Origin of the sequence: Gordonia jacobaea (genome assembly GCF_001186365.1) — a bacterium.
Lineage (GTDB): Bacteria > Actinomycetota > Actinomycetes > Mycobacteriales > Mycobacteriaceae > Gordonia > Gordonia jacobaea.
Genome location: NZ_LDTZ01000013.1, coordinates 443174 through 465037, shown reverse-complemented (window position 1 = coordinate 465037; position 21864 = coordinate 443174). Strand labels below are relative to the sequence as shown.

General features: G+C 66.1%; 20 protein-coding genes. 5 read left to right on the top strand and 15 right to left on the bottom strand.

Features of this window, described 5'->3' with window-relative positions:
- Window positions 1-8: 8 nt before the first annotated feature.
- The gene (locus ABW18_RS02245; protein ID WP_049697339.1) at window positions 9-1586 is read right to left on the bottom strand and encodes a (2,3-dihydroxybenzoyl)adenylate synthase; all 1578 of its coding nucleotides are present in this window, start codon (window positions 1584-1586) and stop codon (window positions 9-11) included.
- 23 nt (window positions 1587-1609) lie between these two features.
- On the opposite strand from ABW18_RS02245, the gene ABW18_RS02240 reads away from it, so the two are divergent.
- Genes ABW18_RS02240 through ABW18_RS02230 form a run of 3 tightly spaced genes read left to right on the top strand, consistent with a single transcriptional unit; the run spans window position 1610 to window position 4051 of the window.
- Window positions 1610-2290 (top strand): isochorismatase family protein, encoded by a 681-nt coding sequence (locus ABW18_RS02240; RefSeq protein ID WP_049697338.1) that lies wholly within the window; start codon window positions 1610-1612, stop codon window positions 2288-2290.
- Window positions 2283-3026, top strand: coding sequence for a 2,3-dihydro-2,3-dihydroxybenzoate dehydrogenase (locus ABW18_RS02235; RefSeq protein ID WP_049697337.1), 744 nt, complete (start codon window positions 2283-2285; stop codon window positions 3024-3026). Before ABW18_RS02240 ends, ABW18_RS02235 begins: the two co-directional genes overlap by 8 nt.
- Before the next feature lie 53 nt (window positions 3027-3079).
- On the top strand, window positions 3080-4051 hold the full coding sequence (locus tag ABW18_RS02230) for an ABC transporter substrate-binding protein (protein WP_049697525.1): 972 nt from the start codon (window positions 3080-3082) through the stop codon (window positions 4049-4051).
- 139 nt (window positions 4052-4190) lie between these two features.
- Here ABW18_RS02230 and ABW18_RS02225 read toward each other — a convergent pair whose 3' ends face one another.
- The 4 genes from ABW18_RS02225 to ABW18_RS02210 form a co-directional block, all read right to left on the bottom strand.
- Window positions 4191-5384 (bottom strand): lipase family protein, encoded by a 1194-nt coding sequence (locus ABW18_RS02225; protein ID WP_049697336.1) that lies wholly within the window; start codon window positions 5382-5384, stop codon window positions 4191-4193.
- 93 nt (window positions 5385-5477) lie between these two features.
- Window positions 5478-6470: a methylmalonyl Co-A mutase-associated GTPase MeaB gene (gene meaB, locus ABW18_RS02220; RefSeq protein WP_049697335.1), complete on the bottom strand. Its 993-nt coding sequence runs from the start codon at window positions 6468-6470 to the stop codon at window positions 5478-5480.
- A complete protein-coding gene (scpA, locus tag ABW18_RS02215) occupies window positions 6470-8779 on the bottom strand; it encodes a methylmalonyl-CoA mutase (RefSeq protein WP_049697334.1) in 2310 nt (769 codons plus the stop codon). Before scpA ends, meaB begins: the two co-directional genes overlap by 1 nt.
- Window positions 8776-10719, bottom strand: a complete 1944-nt coding sequence (locus ABW18_RS02210) for a methylmalonyl-CoA mutase family protein (RefSeq protein ID WP_049697333.1) — start codon at window positions 10717-10719, stop codon at window positions 8776-8778. The genes scpA and ABW18_RS02210 overlap by 4 nt, the downstream gene beginning before the upstream one ends.
- 127 nt (window positions 10720-10846) lie before the next feature.
- On the opposite strand from ABW18_RS02210, the gene ABW18_RS02205 reads away from it, so the two are divergent.
- Window positions 10847-11557, top strand: a complete 711-nt coding sequence (locus tag ABW18_RS02205; RefSeq protein WP_049697332.1) for a TVP38/TMEM64 family protein — start codon at window positions 10847-10849, stop codon at window positions 11555-11557.
- A gap of 6 nt (window positions 11558-11563) precedes the next feature.
- On the opposite strand, the gene ABW18_RS02200 is transcribed toward ABW18_RS02205, so the two are convergent.
- The 3 genes from ABW18_RS02200 to ABW18_RS02190 form a co-directional block, all read right to left on the bottom strand.
- Window positions 11564-12790 carry an SPFH domain-containing protein gene (locus ABW18_RS02200; protein WP_049697331.1) on the bottom strand — a complete coding sequence of 409 codons (1227 nt, stop codon included), beginning with the start codon at window positions 12788-12790 and terminating at the stop codon, window positions 11564-11566.
- Window positions 12791-13219 carry an NfeD family protein gene (locus ABW18_RS02195; RefSeq protein WP_049697330.1) on the bottom strand — a complete coding sequence of 143 codons (429 nt, stop codon included), beginning with the start codon at window positions 13217-13219 and terminating at the stop codon, window positions 12791-12793.
- Window positions 13220-13281: 62 nt separating this feature from the next.
- On the bottom strand, window positions 13282-14112 hold the full coding sequence (locus ABW18_RS02190; protein WP_049697329.1) for a DUF3097 domain-containing protein: 831 nt from the start codon (window positions 14110-14112) through the stop codon (window positions 13282-13284).
- 130 nt (window positions 14113-14242) lie between these two features.
- On the opposite strand from ABW18_RS02190, the gene ABW18_RS02185 reads away from it, so the two are divergent.
- Window positions 14243-15043, top strand: coding sequence for a hypothetical protein (locus ABW18_RS02185; RefSeq protein WP_049697328.1), 801 nt, complete (start codon window positions 14243-14245; stop codon window positions 15041-15043).
- Window positions 15044-15051: 8 nt separating this feature from the next.
- On the opposite strand, the gene ABW18_RS02180 is transcribed toward ABW18_RS02185, so the two are convergent.
- The 7 genes from ABW18_RS02180 to ABW18_RS02150 form a co-directional block, all read right to left on the bottom strand.
- A complete protein-coding gene (locus ABW18_RS02180) occupies window positions 15052-15840 on the bottom strand; it encodes a class I SAM-dependent methyltransferase (protein WP_049697524.1) in 789 nt (262 codons plus the stop codon).
- Between the two features lie 2 nt (window positions 15841-15842).
- Window positions 15843-16991, bottom strand: a complete 1149-nt coding sequence (locus ABW18_RS02175) for a ferrochelatase (protein ID WP_049697327.1) — start codon at window positions 16989-16991, stop codon at window positions 15843-15845.
- Entirely contained in the window at window positions 16988-17824 is an 837-nt protein-coding gene (inhA, locus tag ABW18_RS02170; RefSeq protein WP_005202835.1) for an NADH-dependent enoyl-ACP reductase InhA, read from the bottom strand. Before inhA ends, ABW18_RS02175 begins: the two co-directional genes overlap by 4 nt.
- An 82-nt stretch (window positions 17825-17906) precedes the next feature.
- Complete coding sequence (fabG1, locus tag ABW18_RS02165; protein WP_049697326.1) at window positions 17907-18644, bottom strand: 3-oxoacyl-ACP reductase FabG1; 738 nt, start codon at window positions 18642-18644, stop codon at window positions 17907-17909.
- 70 nt (window positions 18645-18714) lie between these two features.
- Window positions 18715-19692 (bottom strand): VWA domain-containing protein, encoded by a 978-nt coding sequence (locus ABW18_RS02160; RefSeq protein ID WP_049697523.1) that lies wholly within the window; start codon window positions 19690-19692, stop codon window positions 18715-18717.
- 8 nt (window positions 19693-19700) lie between these two features.
- Window positions 19701-20639, bottom strand: a complete 939-nt coding sequence (locus ABW18_RS02155; RefSeq protein WP_049697325.1) for a DUF58 domain-containing protein — start codon at window positions 20637-20639, stop codon at window positions 19701-19703.
- The gene (locus ABW18_RS02150) at window positions 20629-21849 is read right to left on the bottom strand and encodes an AAA family ATPase (protein ID WP_049697324.1); all 1221 of its coding nucleotides are present in this window, start codon (window positions 21847-21849) and stop codon (window positions 20629-20631) included. The genes ABW18_RS02155 and ABW18_RS02150 overlap by 11 nt, the downstream gene beginning before the upstream one ends.
- Between the last annotated feature and the right edge of the window lie 15 nt (window positions 21850-21864).

Genomic DNA, 21864 nt, shown 5'->3' with positions numbered 1-21864 from the left:
CAGAAGGGTCAGCCCGCGAGGATCTCGCGAAGCTTCTTGCGGCTCACCTTGCCGACGCCGGTCTCGGGGAATTCGTCGATGATCTTGACGATGTCGGGGAGCTTCCACTCCGCAAGGCCGTTCTCGCGGACGAAGCGTCGGATACCCGCGAGGTTAGGCGGATTGTCGGCGTCGTCGGCGATCAGGTAGGCGCAGGTGCGCTCACCGAGATAGGGGTCGGCTACCGCCACCACGATGGCGTCGCGCACCGCAGGGTGTGTCAGCAACTGTTCTTCGAGTTGCTCGGCGGACACCTTCTCGCCGCCGCGATTGACACGATCGCCGCCACGACCGCGCACCACGATGTTGCCCTCTGCGGTCAGCTCGACGACATCCCCTGTGCGATACCACCCGTCGGTCGCGAACGACGACGGGCTCGCGTCCAGCCAATACGAACGAATCGTGTACGGCCCCTGCGTCTCCAGGAAGCCAGGTCCGGCGCCGACGTCGACGCCGTCCTCGTCGACGAGCCTGACCTGGTCGTCTGCCGACATCGGACGGCCCTGCGTCGTCGTGATCACGTCGATCGGGTCGTCGAGCCGCGTGTAACAGACCAGGCCCTCGGCCATACCGAAAACCTGCTGCAAGCGCACCCCGAGTGCCGGGCCGATGCGGCGTGCGAGTTCGTCCGGGCAGCGCGCACCTCCGACCTGGATGACGTCGAGAGACGAGAGGTCGAAAGATGTTCCGGCCTCGGCGGTTTCGGTCCACAGCCGCGCAAGGGGCGGCACGAGGCCGGTCATCGTCACGCCCTCGCGCGCCACCATCTCCCATGCGACGGACGGCGCGGGCGACGCGGTGAGGGCGATCGTCCCGCCGGCACACATCGCGCCGAGAATGCCTGGCGAACTCATCGGGAAGTTGTGTGCGACGGGCAGCGTCGCGAGATAGACCGTGTCGGCGGTGACGCCGCAGAGTTCATTACTGCGACGCACGCTGTACAGATAGTCGTCGTGTGTGCGCGGAATGAGCTTGGGGATGCCCGTACTTCCACCCGACAACTGCAGGAAGGCGAGCTCGGCGGGGTTCGCGCGGTCGTGCTCGAGCGGTTGCGCCAACAACGCGTCGAGGTCGTCGGCGTCGATCCACCGGGTCACCGAATCAACTTGCGCCGCAATCGTGTCGGCGAGTCCGCGATAGTCGAATCCCGCGTCCTCGCGTGGCGAGATGATCGCGGTGGCACCGGCAGCGCGCGCGATACCGACGAGTTCGCCTGCACGATGAGCGGGAAGCGTGAACACCGGGATCGCGCGGAGTCGGAACAGCGCGAAGACGGCTTCGACGTAGCAGACCCGGTTCGGGATCTGCACCAGCACACGGTCATCTGGCGCAATCCCGAGTTCGACGAAGCCCGCCGCGATCCGGCTGACGCGATCGTTCAACTCCACGTAGGTGAGCCTGCGGTGGATGTCGACGACAGCGGTATGGTCGGCGGACGCCGGGTCGTCGGCCCGAGAGCGCAGGACGTCGTCGAACGTCTCCCCCACCCACAGTCCGTCGGCTCGATATTTCGCTTCCAGTTCCGGGGGCCATGGAGACACGAGCATAAAGGTGAGGCTACCCTAATGGCGTGGCTATCCCGACGATCACCCCGTACCAGATTCCCGACGGACCGTTCCCGCAGCGCGTCGACTGGAAGTTGGAACCCTCGCGCGCCGCGCTGCTGATCCACGATATGCAGAACTACTTCATCGACGCCTACGATACGCAGGCCGAACCGATGGCGACCGCGCTCCCGAACATGGTCGCCATTCGTGCGGCAGCCACCGCCGCGGGCATACCCGTCGTCTACACGGCGCAGCCCGGCGATCAACACCCCTCGCGTCGAGGAATCCTGGCCGATTTCTGGGGCCGTGGACTCGATTCCGGCCGTGACGAGCACATCATTCCCGCACTGGCTCCTCGCCAGGGCGACATCACCGTCACCAAGTGGCGGTACTCGGGATTTCAGCGCACCGATCTGAGACACCTGTTGGCACGGCACGGGCGTGATCAGCTCATCGTGATCGGGGTGTACGCCCACATGGGGTGCATGATCAGCGCAACCGAGGCGTTCATGATGGACGTCGAACCGTTCTTCGTTGCCGACGCCGTCGCCGACTTCACGCGCGACGAGCACACGATGGCGTGCGAATACGTCGGAAAGCGTGCGGGACGGGTCCTCACCACCGACGACGTTGTCGACGCGCTGCAGAAAGGCGCAACGTCGGAATCGGACACCCCCGCGCGCGGGGCGCGCAGCCATGCCTGATTCTGCGCTGCCTGATCCTGTGTTGCTTCAACCCGGTTCGCTCGCGGGAACACGCGCGGTGGTCACCGGCGCCGCGGGGGGTATCGGGGCAGCCGTCACCGCGTTGCTGCGCGCGCACGGGGCCTCGGTGGACGCGTGGGATCTGGTGCACGACAACGGTATTCGTAGTGTCGACGTCACCGATCGGCAGGCTGTCGGCGATGCGTGGAAGGCGGCGACGCAGGCGGGCCCCGTCGATATCGTCGTCTCGGCCGCCGGAGTGATGTCCGACGACTGGGATACCTGCATGGCCGTGAACGCGGGCGGGGTGCGCAATCTGCTCGACGTCTCACTCGACGACCTCACCGCGCGACGGAGCGGATCCGTCGTGGTCGTCTCGAGCAACGCGGGAGCCACCCCGCGATCGGGGCTGGCCGCGTACGCCGCATCCAAGGCCGCCGCGACGTCGTACGCGCGCAGTCTCGGACTTCGGGTCGCGCCGTACGGTGTCCGCGTCAACATTGTCTCCCCCGGTTCCACCGACACGCCGATGCTGCGGGGAATGTGGACCGACGACGCTGACCGCGACCGGGTACTCGCCGGGGAACCGGACGCCTATCGACTCGGAATACCGTTGGGACGCATAGCAAGTCCCGAAGATGTTGCATCGACGGTGGTATTCCTCGCGTCGAACGCCGCACGCCACATCACCATGCACGACCTTCGCGTCGACGGAGGTGCGACGTTGGACATGTGATGTGCGATGTACCGTCCGAAACTGACATACCCGACACAGACGATTGGATTGAAGTGAAGAAAACGCGCGCGACGCGGGCACTCGCGGTTCTGCTGACAGCAGGACTCATCGGTTTCCTGGCCGCATGCTCGTCCTCAGAGGACGACGCATCGTCGTCGTCATCGGAATCGTTCGCCCCCGTGACGATCGACCACGAGTTCGGCAGCACCACGATCGACAAGAAGCCGACCAAGGTGGTCAGCCTTATCACCGACTGGACCGATACCCTTGCGGCGCTGGATATCCCGATCACCGCTGAGTTCGTTCCGCAGGGCACCCCGAGCTTCGAGTGGACGCCCAAGCACGACTCCGAGGTGATCCAGGTTGCAGACATCTCGCAGGTCAGCGTCGGCGAGATCGCCAAGTACCAACCGGATCTGATCCTGGCAGGCTATGTCGGCGACAAGAGCCGCTACGACAAGCTGGCTGAGATCGCACCGACGATCCCCGTCCTGACCAAGGGCGCGACGGTCGATACGTGGGAGAAGATCGCCACCACCACCGGGCAGATCTTCGGCAAGCAGCAGCAGGCAACCGAACTCGTCGACTCGACGAACAAGAAGATCTCCGACTTCAAGGCGAAGTACCCCGCGGCCGTTGGCAAGACGTTCACCTTCGCACAGGTCGGTCCGACCGGCCAGGTCGGTGCGATCAACACCACCGACGATGCCGCCGCAGGTCTGATCGCCCAGCTCGGATTCACCCTGAACCCGAAGGTCGCCGCCGAGCACAAGGAGGGTTCGACGCGCTCCCTCATCTCTGCCGAGCGAATCGACCTGCTCGACTCGGATCTGCTCGTTGTCTACACCCCGGGCGGCGATCCCGCTGTCGCAGAGCGTGTTCCGGGTTGGTCATCGCTGCCCGCGGTCCAGAAGGGCACCGTGGTGTTCCTCGACGACAAGACGCAGCCTGCCTTCAGCGTGCCCAGCGCACCGTCGGTCGGATTCGTGATCAACACCCTCGATCCCGTGGCCGCCAAGTTCTGAGGTTTGCCCCGGGGAGAGAAACCCACCACAACGACTGCGTCCCGCTCACCGATTCCTCGGTGAGCGGGACGCAGTCTTTGTAGGTCTTTGTAGGTCTTTGTAGGTCGTTGTAGGTCGTTGTAGCGCTGACGCGCCGCGATCAGGCCGTCGGCCAGCGGAGCCCTTCGGACCATGCCAGCGCGTTCGTTTCCGCGTAGACACCGACGCCGTGGCCGGCCTGGTAGGTCCGCAGATCGACATTGACGCCGTTCGCCTTCGCGCGATCGACCCACCGCTGTGTCAGCGGCGCGAATGCCACCGGATCGAGTGCGCCCTGCTGGAGCAGAATCGGTGCTGGATAACCCTTTTCGGGGACGTACGTCACCGAGCGCAAAGCCGGGATCAGCGGACCCTCGTTGAACGGCTTCGCAACGAGTTGCCCGACGGTCATCCCCTTTGTCGCGCGACCCTGATTCGGGTAGCACAGTGTCTGCGCATCTTTCACGACCTTGCGCCCCTGCGGGGTCAGATAGGAATCGACGTCCACATCGGGTCGCGCGACCTTGAGTCCCGCGAGCACGTACGAGAAGTAGGTGACGTAGTCGGGCACCTCGACCGGCGGGACGCCCGGTCGGATCGCCGAGAAGTAGTCGGCGATGTCGACGGGCGGTGAGGTCGCGGCGACACCGACATTGGTCAACTCGGGAGCGTAAGTCGGCGTGAGATGACCCGCCCACAACGCGGCGTGTCCACCCTGCGAACCACCCGTGGACACAAAGCCCTTCGAGGTCTGCGCTCCGGTGAACTGTGGGGTCACGACGCGCGCCGCGCGAACGGAATCGAGGATGTTCTTGCCTGCGATGTCGCCGTCGAGGTAGGCGTGCACACCGGGGCCGCCGATACCCGCGTACTCGGTCGCCGCGATGACGTAGCCCTTCTTGAGCCACGGACCAAGCCAGGAGTCGTAGCGCCCCTGATGCCCCATGCGGTCGGTGACGGTGCAGTCGTCGCCGAGGCCCGCGGTGCCGTGACCGTAGGCCAGGACGCGATAGCCATCCTTCGGTGCGGCAACAGCGGGAATCATGATCGTGGCACGCACGGGCACGAGCGTGCCGTCACTCTGCGGCGAAAGGTAGGTCACGGCAACAACTTTGCCCGCACCTGCAACCTTCGCGTCCGGCCTGTCGGTGATGTCCTCGGCGCTTAGCACCGTGCCCGCGGTGGCAGGCGCTGCCGCAGCTGGGGTCGCGGTGAGCGTGGGCACCAACCCGATCACCACCGCGACGAGTATGGATACCACCGACCCAAGCATCGCGGCGAAACGACGCCGCGGGATCCTGGCCAGAGAACGCATGAGACCGCCTTCCTTACAGACACGGTGCCCGACATTAGGCGACCCTAAGCAACGTAGCAGGTCATCTGGGTCTCGCCGTCGATGGCCCTTCGGTCACCGACGATCGAAGGAGGCGAGGATTTCCTGCGCAGCCAGGGCGGGCGTCAGGTCTCCGGATCCGACACGCGCTTCGACGTCACTGCGGATCCCGGCGACCTCCGGGCTGGCCGCCAGGCGATTGAGCAACTCGTCGCGCACCATTGTCCACGTCCAGTCGATCTGCTGGCGGCTGCGCCTCGCGTCGAACTCGCCCGCGTCGACCAGCACGGAATGATGGCGCTCGACGGCCTGCCAGAAGTCGTCGACGCCGGTGTTCTCGAGTGCGCTCATCGTCAGGACGGGTGGCACCCACAGCGCGTCGTGCGGATAGATCAGCTTGAGCGCGTTCTTCAGTTCGCGCGCAGCCCCTTTGGCCTCGGTCAGATGCGAGCCGTCGGCCTTGTTCACCACGATGACGTCGGCGAGTTCGAGCACGCCCTTCTTGATGCCCTGCAGCGAATCGCCTGTCCGCGCGAGGGTGAGGAACGTGAAGGTATCGACCATGTTGGCGACGGTCACCTCCGACTGACCGACGCCGACCGTCTCGACGAGCACGACGTCGAATCCGGCGGCCTCGACGAGCACGATGCTCTCGCGGGTCGCCTTCGCGACGCCACCGAGTGTGCCCGACGTCGGAGACGGGCGGATGTAGGCGTCGGGGTGCACGGCCAGCGTGCCCATGCGTGTCTTGTCGCCGAGTATCGAACCACCCGTACGCGTCGACGACGGGTCGACTGCCAGCACCGCGACGCGGTGACCCTGCTCGATGAGGTGCATCCCGAGCGCTTCGATCGTCGTCGACTTGCCGACCCCCGGCACACCGGTGATCCCCACGCGAAACGACTTCCCGGCATGCGGGGTGAGCGCCAACAGCAACTCCTGTGCCGCCGCACGGTGATCCGGTCGCGTTGACTCGACCAAGGTGATCGCCCTCGCGAGATCGGCGCGACGATCACCGAGCACACCGTCGGTCAGCGCCTGAACATCAACCCGACGTTGCACTCCCATTAACCGGCAGCCACCTCTGGCAACTCGATGTCGAGGCTGTCTGCGAGCTTGGAGATCAACTCGACGGCGGAATCGGCGATCACGCTGCCGGGCGGGAAGATGGCGGCCGCACCTGCCTCATAGAGCTCGTCGAAATCGCCCGGCGGGATGACGCCGCCGACGACGATCATGATGTCCTCGCGACCGACGTCGGTCAACGCCTGACGCAGCGCAGGTACCAGGGTGAGATGACCCGCCGCCAACGATGACACCCCGACGACGTGGACGTCGTTGTCGGCAGCCTGTGCGGCGACCTCTTCCGGCGTGGCGAACAGGGGGCCGACGTCGACGTCGAAGCCGAGGTCGGCGAAGGCGGTCGCGATCACCTTCTGTCCGCGATCATGGCCGTCCTGACCCATTTTCGCGACGAGCACGCGGGGTCGTCGACCCTCCGCCTCCGCGAAACGTCGAACGATGTCGGTCGCCGCGTCGATGTTGCTCACGTCGCCTGCCTCATGCCGGTACACCCCGCTGATGGTCTTGATCTGCGCCTGATGGCGACCATAGACCTTTTCCAGGGCGGCCGAGATCTCGCCGACGGTCGCCTGATGACGTGCCGCCTCGATCGCGAGCGCCATCAGGTTGTTGTCCAGTCCGCCCGAGGTGTCGGTCGACGCGGCGGCGCGGGTGAGATCGGCAAGTGCAGCATCGACCGCGGCCTGATGGCGTTGTGTCCGAAGCCTTTTCAGCTTCTCGAGTTGCTCGGCCCGCACCTTTGAGTTCTCGACCTTGAGGACCTCGATCTCCTCGTCGTCATCGACTCGGTACTTGTTCACGCCGATCAGTGGTTGCTGCCCGGAGTCGATGCGCGCCTGTGTGCGGGCGGCGGCCTCCTCGATGCGGAGTTTCGGCAGACCCTCGTTGATGGCCTGCGTCATGCCGCCGGTCTCCTCCACCTCCGCGATATGGCGACGAGCCTTGTCGGCGAGTTGCGCGGTGAGCCACTCGACGTAATTCGACCCCGCCCACGGATCGATGGGACGCGTCGTGCCCGACTCCTGTTGGAGCAGTAGCTGCGTGTTGCGGGCGATCCTGGCCGAGAAGTCGGTCGGCAGAGCGATGGCCTCGTCGAGCGCGTTGGTGTGCAACGACTGCGTGTGGCCCTGCGTCGCAGCCATTGCCTCGACGCAGGTGCGTGCCACGTTGTTGAAGACGTCCTGCGCCGTCAGCGACCATCCGGAGGTCTGCGAATGTGTGCGCAGCGACAGCGATTTCGGGTTCTTCGGAGTGAACTGCGCCACCAGCTCACTCCATAGCAGCCGTGCGGCACGGAGCTTGGCGACCTCCATGAAGAAGTTCATGCCGATGCCCCAGAAGAACGAGAGTCGTGGCGCGAACTTGTCGATGTCGAGGCCGGCCTCGATCCCTGCGCGGATGTACTCGACGCCGTCGGCAAGCGTGTAGGCGAGTTCGAGATCGGCTGTCGCTCCGGCCTCTTGGATGTGATAGCCGGAGATCGATATGGAGTTGAACTTCGGCATCTTCGCGCTGGTGTAGGCAAAGATGTCGGAGATGATCCGCATGGAGGGCTTGGGCGGATAGATGTAGGTGTTGCGGACCATGAACTCTTTGAGAATGTCGTTCTGGATGGTCCCGGCCAACTTCTCCGGCGGCACACCCTGCTCTTCGGCGGCAACGACATACAACGCCAGGATGGGCAGCACGGCGCCGTTCATCGTCATCGACACCGAGACTGCGCCCAGGTCGATGCCGTCGAAGAGCTGACGCATGTCGAGGATCGAGTCGATCGCGACGCCCGCCATACCCACGTCACCTGCGACGCGCGGGTGGTCGGAGTCGTAGCCGCGGTGGGTTGCGAGGTCGAAGGCGACCGACAAACCCTTCTGCCCGGCCGCCAGATTGCGGCGGTAGAAGGCGTTCGACTCCGCGGCCGTCGAGAAGCCCGCGTACTGACGAATCGTCCACGGCTGGTTCACGTACATCGTGGGGTATGGCCCCCGGATGAAGGGTGCGGCGCCGGGGATGGAGTCGAGCGGATAGGGGTGCTCGGCGTCGCGGGTGACGGCGTCGCGGTCGGCCCGGGTGTAGATGGGCTTGACGTCGATCTGTTCGGGTGTGCTCCAGACGACCTGCTCCGTCGTATAGCCATTTGCCGCTGCGAGCGTGTCGATCGCGTCGGCGACATCCGACGACCCCGCGGTGGCCGCGAAATCGCCTGCGCCGTCGAGATCGACGTCGGCGAAGCTACCGATGGTTCCCGCCTGCTGTGTGCCCGTCTGCTGCGTACCCGTCTGCTGTGTTTCGGTCATGCCGAGGCTCCCGAGGTGTTCGACCCGGCCGGGGTCGATGTGGTCAGCGTGTCAAAGAGATCGTTCAGGGTGGCGACGGCGTCGATACCGACACGGAGCGACCCGTCGGGCTTCGCCTGCCCGTCGGATTCGGTTGCAGGCCACTCCTTTTCAGGGCCGGCGAGAAGCACATTGCCGATCCCGGCCGCACGTGCCGCCGCAAGTGCGGCCGGCCCGTCGTCGGCATAGCGCTGCTTGGTTCCACAGATGACCGCGATCGGGGTGTTCGCCGCTGTTGCCAGGTCGGCGATGTCGTCGGCGGTCACCGGCCCGGGGTTGATGACCGCGATACCGCCTGCGGCAAGGAGATTTGCCACGAAAGTGGTACGACCGTTGTGTTCGGCGACGCTTCCGAGCGGCAGCAGCAGCACCGTCGGACGACGTCCGGTGTCGGCGAGCACGGCGTCGGATCGGTCGCGCAATTCCTCGAATGCACGTCCCACCCGTGCGAGCCGCGGACCGCCGGTCGCGAGGGTGGTTGTGTCCGCGGTGTCGGGGCCGAGCGGCTTCTCGTCGAGGTTGGGGAACTCGCTCACGCCGGTGACCGGCTTACGCCGGTGCGCAACCTCGACGTCACGTCGTGCCAGGGACTCGCCGATACGGTCGGCGACCCAGTCCGACGAGAGTGCGGCGCGGTAGCCACCGGCCGCTTCGATGTCGGTGAAGACCGCCCACGCGTTGGATGCGAGGTCGTCGGTGAGGCTTTCGACAAACCACGAGCCGCCCGCCGGGTCGAGGACGCGGCCGACGTTCGATTCCTCGAGAAGCAACAGTTGGGTGTTGCGGGCGATACGTCGGGTGAACGTCGACCCCGACGTACGCTTCGACGCAGGCAGCGCGGCATCGTAGGGCAGGACGCTCACCTGGTCGGCACCACCGACACCCGCGCCGAAAGCCGCAACCGTGCTGCGCAGCATGTTCACCCAGGGATCCCGCTGGGAGTACATCGAGAGTGCTGTCACCGCGTGGGTGAGCGCACCACCGACCTCCGGCGCGCCGACGACACCGGCGACGCGCGCCCAGATCTTACGCAGCGCACGCAGTTTCGCGATGGATGCGAACTGGTCGTCATCTACCGACACACCGAACGACACCTGGGTCAACGCCTGCGCCGGAGACAATCCGGCGTCGGTGAGGTCACGCAGATGTGTGAGGGCCGCTCCGACGACGAGCGCGATCTCGAGGCCGTTGTCGGCGCCCGCGGTGGCAAAGTCGGCACCGTCGACGCGGAACGCACGCAGGGCGGGGTCGGGATTCGAGACTGCCAGCGCCGTGGCCTGCGCCGCGTCCACGGTCGGTCGGCCGCTGTACGCCGCAGTCAACGGCGAGAGTCCCAGCGAATGCGTGGTGCCGACCGTGGGTGCGGTGGTCACCGGCGGCTCCGGCGCGCCCGCACGGATCGCAGCGAATGCCTCGGCCGCCGCGATTCCGTCGGCCCCGGCGTCGAGCGTCACCGGCGCGAGATCGAGATAGACGCCGTCGAGCACCGTGGCGAGGTCATCGGCAGCCACAGCCCCGCCGACCGCGATCCACAGGCCGCTGGTGCCGTTGTTCATCGCCTCGAGGATCTCGGTGTTGACCGCCGCTGCGTCGACCGCCGGGTCGTCGCCGAATCGTTCGGTGACTCGCCAACCGGCCGTCACATCGCGCGCGGGATCTGCACCTCGAACGAAGGGAAACGCCCCGGGCAGTCCGGGCTCGGGGGTTTCGTCCTTGCGGGTGTAGAGCGGCCGCACCGTGAGGCCGTCGGCTGTCGAGGTCGACAGCAGGGCTTCCGGAGTATCGGGAAGGTCGGCGACGTCGACACGTCGCGACTTGGCGAGCACCGCAGCCGCCGACTCCGACCAGTGTTGGTAGGCCTCGTCGAGTGCCGGGTCTGACTGCACAGGCTGATCATTCATGTGGTCTGGCTAACCTCCGTGATGCTCCTGTTGGGCGCGTAACCGAACCTTAGCCGATCGTTCGCTCGGTCGGGTAAGCGCTCCATGGAAGCAGTTCGCCACAAGGGACGACGAGTAGAGTTACCCGGTGCCCTCAGAGACCGTGACCCCGACGCCTACACAGGATGTCGGAGACCGTGTGGCACGCAGACGTCTGGTCCGCAACGCCGTCATCGCGTTCATAGCGGTGTGCGCTGTGCTGGTCACGTCATACCTGGTCCCAGTGCCGACGGTTGCGAGCGTCCGTAGTTGGGGCGAGGACCTCGGACCGGGGTTCGTCTGGGTCTTCTTCCTCGCGTACGCGCTCGTCACCGTGTTTCCCATCCCCCGCACCGTGTTCACGGTCTCCGCGGGCGTGCTGTTCGGGCCGGTGGTCGGACTCATCGGCGCACTGATCTCGACAGCTGTTGCCGCGACGCTCGGATTTCTGCTTGCGCGGTGGGCAGGGCGCGATCGGGTCACGCCTTTCCTGAGCCGTCCGGTTGTCATGACGATCGACGCGAGGCTTGCCGCACGCGGGTGGCTGGCGATCGGATCGCTGCGATTGATCCCGATCTGTCCGTTCTGGTTGTTGAACTGGTGCGCCGGGCTCTCGTCCGTGCGGCTTCTCCCCTACCTGATCGCGTCGGTCATCGCGTCTGCGCCGGGCACCGTCGCGGTGGTCCTGCTCGGCAACGCTCTGACCGGCGAGCGCAATCCTCTGCTCATGCTCTTGAGCGCGACCTTCTTCGCCGTCGGGGTCATCGGACTGATCGTCGACGTCCGACTACCGGTACGCGACCAGTCGACCACTGCGTAAGCGGCCTCACTCGGTTCGCAGCGCCTCATCGTCGGCCGTCGTCGCGGGAGACGCGGTGTCGGCCAACTCGTTCGCAGCAGGTTGGGGCTCGGCGTACGGCAGCGACGACCGCACGGGACGCGCAGTCACCTCGGGGGCGACGGGCTTGCGCGCAACGGCCTCGGCCTCTGCTACCGCCTGCGCCACCTTGGGATCTGATGCGAGAGAGAACCAGTCCTCGGTCTCGGCGTCGTCGACCTCCGGGGCCGATTCGTCGTGGTTGGGCTCGTAGCGGAACACGCCGTCATCACCCTGCTGAGCGAACGACCTCGCGAATCCCTGCAGCGCCGAGCCGAAATCGGTGGGGAGCACCCAGACCTTGTTCGCCTCACCCTTGGCCATCTCCGGAATCTGCTGCAGGTACTGGTAGGCGAGAACCTCGGGCGTCGGCTTGCTCGACTTCACCGCAGCAAAGGTCTTCTCGATGGCCTTGGCCTCGCCTTGCGCCTGCAGGTAGACCGCCGCGCGATCGCCCTGGGCGCGCAGAATGCGTGACTGCCGGTCGGCCTCCGCGCCGAGAATCGCAGCCTGCTTGGCGCCCTCCGCCGCGAGGATCTGGCTCTGCTTGTTACCTTCGGCCGTCTTGATCGCCGACTCACGCTGGCCCTCGGCGGCGAGGATCGTCGCGCGCTTCTCCCGGTCGGCCTTCATCTGCTTCTCCATCGACTCCTGGATCGACGGAGGCGGCATGATCGACTTCAGTTCGACGCGAGCCACTCGCAAGCCCCACCTGCCGGTCGCCTCGTCGAGGACACCACGCAGCTGCCCGTTGATCGAGTCACGAGAGGTCAGCGTCTCCTCGAGCGTCATGCCACCGACGACGTTGCGCAACGTGGTGATGGTGAGCTGCTCGACACCCGCGATGTAGTCGTCGATCTCGTAGACCGCCGACCGCGGGTTGGTCACCTGGAAGTACACGACCGTGTCGATCGACAGGGTCAGGTTGTCCTCGGTGATCACCGGCTGCGGCGGAAACGACACGACACGTTCACGGATGTCGACCCGTGCGCGAATGCGATCGATGAACGGCAGCAGGAGCGTCAACTGACCGGAGACGGTTCGCGTGTAGCGACCGAGCCGTTCGATCACCGCGGCCTCGGCCTGCGGAATCAGTGCTACCGATTTCGCCAGGACCACCACAACGAGGAGCACCAGCAGGATCACCACGGCCAAGCCGATGTATTCCATTGCCATTCATCCCTTCCAGACGACAGCGGTCGCGCCGTCGATCTGCACGATCGTCACATGTTCACCCGGCTCGATGGTCTCGGCCGGGTCCATCGACCGCGCCGACCAGATCTCGCCGCCGATCTTCACCCGACCGTCATTGCCGTCGATCTGCTCGGTCACGATTCCCTGCTTGCCCTCCAACGCCTCGGTGTTGGTGAGCACGCGCGGTCGACTCAACATGTGGCGCTTGGCAACCGGCCGCACGACGGCGACCAGCAGGATGGACACCACGGCGAAGACGACTCCGTCGACCCATATCGGTGGATCGAACGCGACGTCGACACCCGCAGTGGCGAACGCACCACCTGCGAGCATGAGAAGGACGAGATCGCCACTGAAGATCTCTCCGATCAGCAGCACGATCGCGGCGGCAAGCCAGATCAGTGCGCTCATATATTCATTGTGCCAGAACGAATCCGACAAACCCGACGACGAGCAGAAACTGTGCCGTCTGGTCAGTCGTCGCCGGGCGTGAGCGTCACGAAGTCGATCAGTTCTTCGACCGACCGCAACAGCGGAACCTCGAGATCACGAAAGTTGTTGACTCCGGCTAGAACTCGACGCCAGCCGTCCTGCGGTGTGCCCCATCGAAGTCGTGCACAGATGCCTGTCTTCCAGTCTTCGCCGCGCGGAACATCAGGCCACTTCGTGATCCGCACCGATGACGGCTTCACCGCCTGCCAGACGTCGATATAGGGATGCCCGCACACCAGAACGTTCTCGCCAACGTCCGCGGTCAGTCGTTCCTCCTTGGATCCCGCGACGAGATGATCGACCAGAACGCCGACGCGGCGATGCGGTGCCGGACCGAACTCCGCCAACGCGGATTCGAGATTGTCGAGTCCGTCGAGACTCTCCACGACGACGCCTTCCGCGCGGAGGTCCGCGCCCCACACACGCTCGATGAGGGTGGCGTCGTGCACACCCTCGACAAACAGTCGACTCGCTCTGGCTTGCCGTGCACGTTGTTGCGGTAGCGCCCGCGATCCGGATGCGGTGCGCGACGCGGCCTGCGGACCGCGGGTCCGCGGACGTACGAGCGTCACCGGCTTGCCGTCGATGAGAAACGCCCCCGGCAGCATCAGGAACACGCGCGATCGTCCGTGACGATCCTCGAGTCGCACCAGGTCGCCGGAGTAGCTCTTCTCCAAGCCGATGACGGCACCACAGAAGCCGGTCGCGGCGTCCTCGACAACCAGGTCACGTTCGGCCGCCACCTCTGGAGGCCTCGGCTTGGCCCGGCGCGGCGTCGCCAGCACGTCTCGTCCATATCGATCGTCGCTCACTCCGGACACGCTAAGGGCAGACCCGACGCGCTGCGTGTCGCCACGCCGGGCACCTCCATGACGTGTCGGTGTCGATGTCGGTGTCGATGCGCGCGGCGCGCGTGAGCCGCCATCGGTATCGTGATTCCTCGTGACCAGTACCGACCACACCGTGACGCGAGCGTGGCCAGCATGCGCGCTCGGCGGCTGGGCCGCGGCGTGGCTGGCGGGCCGATGCTCACCCGACGACGTGGCCGACACACTCGCGATCTTCGCCGATCACCACACGGTCGACGACCACACCGACCACCCGCGCATCGGCAACGACGGCGTTCTCGGACTCCTCTCACTCCTACGCGGTGCCACGGCGATGTCGGTGCGCCTGCCGTCAGCGGGCGACCCCCACGGTCTGCCCCCCGGACCTGCCACGTCTGCGTGCTTCGCAGCCGGCGAAGTCCTGCTTGTCGACGACGAGATCGGAAAGCGCGCAGGCCCCCTCGCGCTCGTCCCCAACCTCGACGCCGACGTATGCCGGTGGTCTGTGTACCGCTACGCCGCCCCGCTGCCCGCAGACCCGTCGGCACCCGTCGGTGAAGTGGAATATCAACTGCGGCAATCGGTCTCGGAGGCAGCAGCCCTGGCCACCAGGGTCGGCTCGCGCGCAGGCAACCCTCCTGCCGATCTCCGTGGCTCCGTCCGCGCGCTCACGCTGCGCAATCAGGTCGACCTCCCGCCCCACGACGACACCCGTGCGAGGAGAGTGATCGATAGCGCCGCTCAGATCGAGGCCATCGTCACCGTCGCCGGTCGAGGTGACGTCACCTTCGGCGCGACGTCGAACGAATTGCATTCCGGCGACGGCGAATTACGACGCCTGGTCTCGCTTGCCCGCGCCGCACGCGGCGCCGCGGTCAATCGGGTCATCTCCGAGTACGTACCGACGATCCCGTAAAGCCGTCGTCAGCGTCGACGTGCCTCGATGAGGTGACGTGTGGAGTGGGCGACGAACGGCCCCTCCCGCTGGATCTGCTCGTGTAGTTCGCGAAGCCGGCCCCGATATCCGTCCACCGTGAATCCGGGGACCCACCACACAACCTTTCTCAGGAGATAGATCACCGCGGCGACGTCGAAGATCTCGATGCGGAGTCTGGCCGTGCGAAGATCGACGACCTCGAATCCCGCCGATTCAGCTGACCGCACCTCGTCCTCGGGACGCCGGTGTCTGCGTCCCGAGGGCTGAGGTCCCAGGAAGAACTCGATCAATTCGAAAGCACTCGCAGGACCTACATGCTGTGCGAGGTAGGTGCCACCGGGTGCGAGTACGCGAGCGATCTCATCCCACCAGATCGTTGCGGGATGCCTGCTTGTCACAAGGTCGAAAGCGTTGTCGGCGAACGGAAATGGTGGCTCATCGGCACAGTTGACCACCACTACCCCACGCGGGTGCAACAGCTTGGTCGCGTGCGCGACATTGGGTGGCCACGACTCCGTCGCTACCGCCGTCGGCGGGATACGTCCCGCCTCCGCCAGCACTTCGCCACCGCCGGTTTGAAGATCCAAGGATGCCGACGCGGTGCCGAGACGATCCGCCATCGCACGCGCGTAACCCCACGGTGGGCGTTCCTCGGTTGCGCGTCCGTCCAACCACGAGAAATCCCAACCCGACACGTCGGCGGCCGCGCCGTCGGCCACGAGGTCGGTGAACGACGTCGCGACCGCATCGTCGTCTACCTCCGACCCCGACCCCACTGCTAGGCCCGCTGAGGTCGGCGCACCGGGACGCAGCAGTTCGGGCGGCACGTCGCACCGTTGTCGGCGCACCCGAGTGCCCGCAGGTCACCCTCGCCGTCGGCGTAGCGTTCGATGAGGTCGGCGATCATCGTGATGAAACGCGGATCGGTTCCCACGCTGTCGGCACGCGCGTACTCCATCCCGAGTTTCTCGGCGACGTCCGCGGCCTCGTTGTCGAGGTCCCACACCACCTCGAGGTGATCGGAGATGAATCCGACGGGACTCACCACCACTCTGGAAACGCCTGCCGCGGAGAGTGATTCGAGGTGGTCGCAAATGTCGGGCTCGAGCCACGGGATCTGTGGCGGGCCAGACCTCGACTGCCAGACCTGGTCGACATCGGAGTGTGCAGCACCTTCGAGCGCCTCGGCGACGGCGTTCGACGCCGCGCGCACCTGCCGTGAGTAGAGCCGACCGCCACCGGCTGTGATGCCCTCACCATTCGTGGTGTCGCCGGTGCGCTCGGCGGTGTCGTCGACGGGCCCGGACGCCGCGTCAGCCGACATCGGTACGGAGTGCGCGGTGAAGACGAGATGAGTGGGCGTGTCCGAAGCGGGCAGCGAAGCCACCGCGCGACGCACCGCGTCGGCGCCGGCGTCGACGAAAGACGGCTCGGCCCAGTACTGCGGGAGCTTGCGAAGCAACAACGGGTCGTCAGCCGAATCGGGGACGCGGGCGGCGAGTGCGTCGAGGGCACGGGCGATGTCCTCGTGATACTGACGGCATCCCGAGTAGCCGCCCCAGGCGGAGGTCGGGAACACGAGCACCCGCCGATGACCGTCGGCGTACATCTGCTCGACGGTGTCCTCGACCATCGGCTCCCAGTTGCGGTTGCCGAAGTAGACCGGAAGGTCGCGTCCCCGTCGCGCGAGTTCGGCACGCAACGACTCGATCATGTCCAGGTTCAGTCGATTGATCGGCGACACCCCACCGAAGTGGTAGTAGTGCTCGGCGACGGCTTCCAGTCGCTCGCGCGGGATGCCTCGACCGCGCGTGACGTTCTCGAGGAATGGCATCACCTCGTCGGGCCCGTTGGGTCCGCCGAACGAGAGGAACAGCACGGCGTCGAATGCCGTGCTGTTCTGTGCGCTCGAGCTCTGCGAAGTCACTCGCTGAGGAAGTTCTCCGGGAACCAGGTGTTGTGGCTGGCTCCGCCGTCGACGTACACGATCGAGCCCGTTGTGCCGGGCAGCCAATCGCTGAGCAGGGTGCACACACTCTTACCGACCACTACCGGGTCGTTGACGTCCCAACCGATGGGCGACGCGCCGTCCCAGTAGGTGTTGAGCATGGTGAGTTTCTTGGCATCGTCGGTAGCCGTACCCGAAATCGCCTTGGCTGCAAGCGTTTTGATCGGACCGGCGGCGACGAGGTTGGAACGGATCTTCTTCGCGTAGCCGACCTCGCGCGCCACGTAGCGGTTGACCGACTCGAGTGCGGCCTTCGCAACGCCCATCCAGTTGTAGTCCGGCAGCGCGGTCCGCGGGTCGAAGTCCATGCCGACGATCGAACCGCCCTCGTTCATCACGGGCAGCGCCGCGCGAGCCAGCGAGGCGTAGCTCCACGCCGAGATCTCGAACGACTTCGCGACATCGGGACCAGGACCGTCGAGGAAGGGCACGGCGTCGGGCCCCATCAGCGTCTTCGGTGCGAACGCGATCGAGTGCACGAGACCGTCGACCCCCTCGGGCGCGAGTTCGCGCACCTTGTCGGCGAGCTCGCCGAGGCTCTGCTCGTCGGTGACATCGAGCGGAATCGCTGGCGGAACCTCCTGCGGGAGCCGTTTGGCGATGCGGTCGATCAGTCGCAGTCGTTCGGGGATGCCGGTGATGATCACCTTCGCGCCCTGCTCCTGCGCGACCTTGGCCGTGCTGAACGCGATTGACGCGTCGGTGATGATGCCGGTGATGAGGACGGTCTTTCCGTCCAGGATTCCGCTCACAGTGCTGGGCTCCTCTGCGGGTAGGCGTGTCTGTGGATGGTGTCTGTGCGTGTGAGGCTGGGGGGTGTGCGGCCGAGGGGGTCTAGTGGCCCATGCCGAGGCCGCCGTCGACGTTGATCACGTTGCCGGTGACGTAGGCCGAGTCGTCGGACGCGAGGAAGCTGACCACTGCGGCCACTTCTTCCGGCTGCCCCATGCGCTTGGCGGGGATCGCCTGGTCGACGGCCGTCTTGGTGTACCCCTCGGGCAGCGACCGGGTCATGTCGGTGTCGATCAGGCCGGGTGCGACGACATTCGCGGTGATGTTGCGTCCGCCGAGCTCGCGGGTGACCGAGCGGGCGAGGCCAACCAATCCGGCCTTCGACGCCGCGTAGTTGGCCTGCCCCGGGGTGCCCATCAGCGCGACGACCGAACCGAGGTAGATGAACCGACCCCACCGCTTGCGCAGCATGTCGCGTGTCGCGGCCTTGGTGACGCGGAATGCGCCCGTCAGGTTGGCGTCGACGACGTCTTCGAAGCTCTCGACGCTCATCCGCATCAGAAGGGTGTCTGCGGTGATACCCGCGTTCGACACGACCACCTCGACCGGCCCCTGGTGCTCGGCGACCTCTTTGAACGCGGCGTCGACGGATGCGGTGTCGGTGACATCGCACGTCACGCCGAACAGGCCCTCGGGGGCGCCGGAGCCGCGGTGGGTGACGGCGACCTTGTGACCGTCCGCGGAGAGCCGGCGAGCGACCGCGAGACCGATGCCGCGGTTGCCTCCGGTCACGAGAACCGAACGCGAGACACGGCTGGGAGATTCATTGCTCTGCGACATGGGTTACAAACCTATCGGTTGCGAGTGCGTGTGACGTCGGCAGGGTCGATGCGGTGATGATCGACGACGATCAGGGTAATCGCTGGTTGATGAGCATCGCACCGCCCGCGGCGAGGATGACGAAAATGGTGCCGGCGAGCAGCCACGGCCACGAATCGTCGCCCTTGCGGTACTCGTAGCCGATCTCCTCCTGCAAGGTGCTGTAGACCTTGTTCAGCTCATCGAGACTCGACGCCGTGAAGAACCGGCCGCCGCTGAGGTTGGCGATCTTGCGCAGCGACTCGTCGTCGACCGGAACCGGAACCTGATCGCCCTCGAGATCGACGGTTCCCGTCGAGGTACCGAACGAGATCGTGGAAACGGGGATCTTCTCCTCTTTCGCCTTGCGAGCGGCGGTGAAGGCTCCGCGCGGGTCGTCCGGGTCGTCCGGCACGGTCTCTTTACCGTCGGAGAGCAGCACGATGCGCGCGGGTGGTGCGCCCTCGTCTCCGCCGAGCACCGCGTTGAGAGTCTGGATCTGCTGCAGAGCGGCGAAGATTCCCTCACCGGTCGCCGTCTTGTCGGCGAGCTGCAACTTGTCGACCGCCTGCTTGGTGGCGTCGTGATTCGGCGTCGGGGTGACCAACGTCGACGCCGTGCCGGCGAACGAGATCAGTCCCAGGTTGATGCCGTCGGTGAGGTTGTCGGCGAACTGTTTCGCCGCCGACTGTGCCGCCTTGATTCTCGACGGTGCGACATCGGTGGCGTTCATCGAGCGCGACACGTCCATCACCAGGATCACCGTCGCCTTGTTCCGCGGGATCTTGCGGTTGGCCTGCGGTCCGGCGACTGCGACCACGAGCAGCACCAACGCCAAGAGCAGCGCGACCATCGGTGCGTGGCGCAGCCAACGCTTCCACCGCGGCTCTGCGGGCACGATGCGGTCGAGCATCTCGGTGTTGGCGAACTGCAACGCCCGCTGGCGCCGCATCCGGAGCATGTACCAATAGCCTGCGCCGAGAGCGGCGACGAGGACAAGCGCGAGCAACCACCATGGGTGCGAGAACACTGCCGTCCTCACCCAACCCCGGCGGCGAGTCCGCGGCGACGACGCCCCACGAACTTCACCATGTCGTTGATCCAGTCCCGGTCGGTACGCAGCGACAACACGGGGCCGCCACAGCCACGGATGGTCCGATGCACCTTCTGCTGGTGAGCTCGGGCAGCGTCGGCGAAGTCGCGACGCAGCGACTCGGTGATCGTGACCTGCCTGATCTCACCCGACTCGGCGTCGGCGAGGGTGACGTCGCCGATGGGTGGCAATTCCAGATCGCGTGGGTCGAGAACCTCGATCGCCAGCAGCTCGTGATGGGCGCCGATGGCGCGCAGCGAGCGCTCCCAGTCGATCGGACCCAGGAAGTCGCTGATCACGACCGCCAGTCCGCGACGCCGCTGCGGTCGGCGCAGCGCTTCGAGTCCTGCTTTCAGGTCGCCCCGCACGCCGGGTTCCGCGCGACGGGTGGTGGCGATCGTCTTCAGCAGACTCAGGTCGTGGGCACGCCCGGCGTGGGCGGGTACGCGGACGATCTTGTCGCCGGTACACACCACCGCGCCGTGGCGATTGCCACCACCGGAGGTGAGATGCACGATGGCCGACGACGCGGCCACCGCGAGCTCACGTTTGGTGTGGGCGACGGTGCCGAAGTCGAGGCTCGCTGACGCGTCGACGACGAGCCACGTCTCGAGCTCGCGGTCGGCGATCATCTGACGGACATGGGGCTGGGTCGTACGGGCAGTGACCGACCACTCCATCCGGCGGATATCGTCGCCGGGCTGGTACGGCCGTGCCTCTCCCGGTTCGGAACCCGGTCCCGGAATCAGTCCCTGGTGTTCGCCCTGCAGCACGCCGTCGAGCTTGCGGCGCACCGTCAGTTCGAGCGACTTCAGCGCTGCCGAGAGCTGCGGTTCGTCGAGCAGGCCTGATTCGAGCGACGGCAGTGTGCTGTTAGCCGCCATACCGCGCTGACGTCTGGTTGGCCGGCCCCGCCGGGTAGCGGCCCTGTGCACCGTTGACCGGCTGTACCTGTTGCGGGTTCTGACCGGGTGCGCCGTTCACGCCCGGGGCCTGTGGTCCGACGCCGGGCTGACCCGGCATCGCCTGCATCGGCGGCGACTGTTGCTGCACGGGCTGTGTACCCACCTGCGGCAACCCGATGGTCTGCAGGATGCGGTTGATGATCTGGTCGGCTGTGACCTCGTCGGCGAGAGCGTCGTAGCTCAGCACCAGACGATGGCGCAGGACGTCGGGGATGAGCTCGACGATGTCGGCGGGGATCACGTAATCGCGACCACGCACGAGTGCCAGCGCGCGGGCAGCCGCAACGATGCCGAGCGTCGCACGCGGTGAGGCGCCGTAGGACAACCAGGAATCGACGTCGTGCAGACCGAGCTCGGCGGGACGTCGGGTCGCGTTGATGACACGGACGACATAGTCGACCAAAGCATGGTGGACGAACACGTTGGCCGCGGTCTCCTGCAGCCGGATCGTCGTCTCCGGATCGAGGATCTGCGCCGCGCTCGGTGGCACATTGCCCATCCGGTAGACGATCTCGCGCTCTTCCTCGACCGACGGGTAGTCGACGAGGATCTTGAACAGGAAGCGGTCGCGCTGCGCCTCGGGCAGCGGGTAGACACCCTCGTTCTCGATGGGGTTCTGCGTCGCCATGACGAGGAATGGGCTCGGCATCGGATAGGTGGTTCCGCCGATCGAGACGTGCCGCTCGGCCATCACCTCGAGGAGCGCCGACTGCACCTTTGCCGGTGCACGGTTGATTTCGTCGGCGAGGAGGAAGTTCGCGACAACCGGGCCGAGCTCGGTGTCGAACTCCTCACGGCCCTGGCGGTAGATGCGCGTTCCGAGCAGATCGGTTGGCACGAGGTCTGGCGTGAACTGAACGCGGGAGAAGCTGCCGCCGATGACCTTCGCGAACGTCTCGACCGCGAGCGTCTTGGCCACACCGGGGACACCCTCGAGGAGGATGTGCCCGCGAGCGAGCAGTCCGACGAGGATGCGCTCGACGAGCTGATCCTGGCCGACGATCACACGCTTGACCTCATAGATCGCACGTTCCACGAGCTTCACGTCGTCGTCGCTGAGCGTCACCGCTCCCCCGCCCGAGTTCGACGCGGCGTGCGCCTGCTCAGTGTTCGGATGCGAAGAGGTCAACCCCTACTCCTAAGG

What these genes read in the sequence shown, in the direction of transcription:
- ABW18_RS02245 (WP_049697339.1), bottom strand. Translation starts at nt 1,586, where the DNA reads ATGCTCGTGTCTCCATGGCCCCCGGAACTGGAAGCGAAATATCGAGCC.
- ABW18_RS02235 (WP_049697337.1), top strand. Translation starts at nt 2,283, where the DNA reads ATGCCTGATTCTGCGCTGCCTGATCCTGTGTTGCTTCAACCCGGTTCG.
- ABW18_RS02225 (WP_049697336.1), bottom strand. Translation starts at nt 5,384, where the DNA reads ATGCGTTCTCTGGCCAGGATCCCGCGGCGTCGTTTCGCCGCGATGCTT.
- meaB (WP_049697335.1), bottom strand. Translation starts at nt 6,470, where the DNA reads ATGGGAGTGCAACGTCGGGTTGATGTTCAGGCGCTGACCGACGGTGTG.
- scpA (WP_049697334.1), bottom strand. Translation starts at nt 8,779, where the DNA reads ATGACCGAAACACAGCAGACGGGTACGCAGCAGACGGGCACACAGCAG.
- ABW18_RS02210 (WP_049697333.1), bottom strand. Translation starts at nt 10,719, where the DNA reads ATGAATGATCAGCCTGTGCAGTCAGACCCGGCACTCGACGAGGCCTAC.
- ABW18_RS02200 (WP_049697331.1), bottom strand. Translation starts at nt 12,790, where the DNA reads ATGGCAATGGAATACATCGGCTTGGCCGTGGTGATCCTGCTGGTGCTC.
- ABW18_RS02195 (WP_049697330.1), bottom strand. Translation starts at nt 13,219, where the DNA reads ATGAGCGCACTGATCTGGCTTGCCGCCGCGATCGTGCTGCTGATCGGA.
- fabG1 (WP_049697326.1), bottom strand. Translation starts at nt 18,644, where the DNA reads ATGTCGCAGAGCAATGAATCTCCCAGCCGTGTCTCGCGTTCGGTTCTC.
- ABW18_RS02155 (WP_049697325.1), bottom strand. Translation starts at nt 20,639, where the DNA reads ATGGCGGCTAACAGCACACTGCCGTCGCTCGAATCAGGCCTGCTCGAC.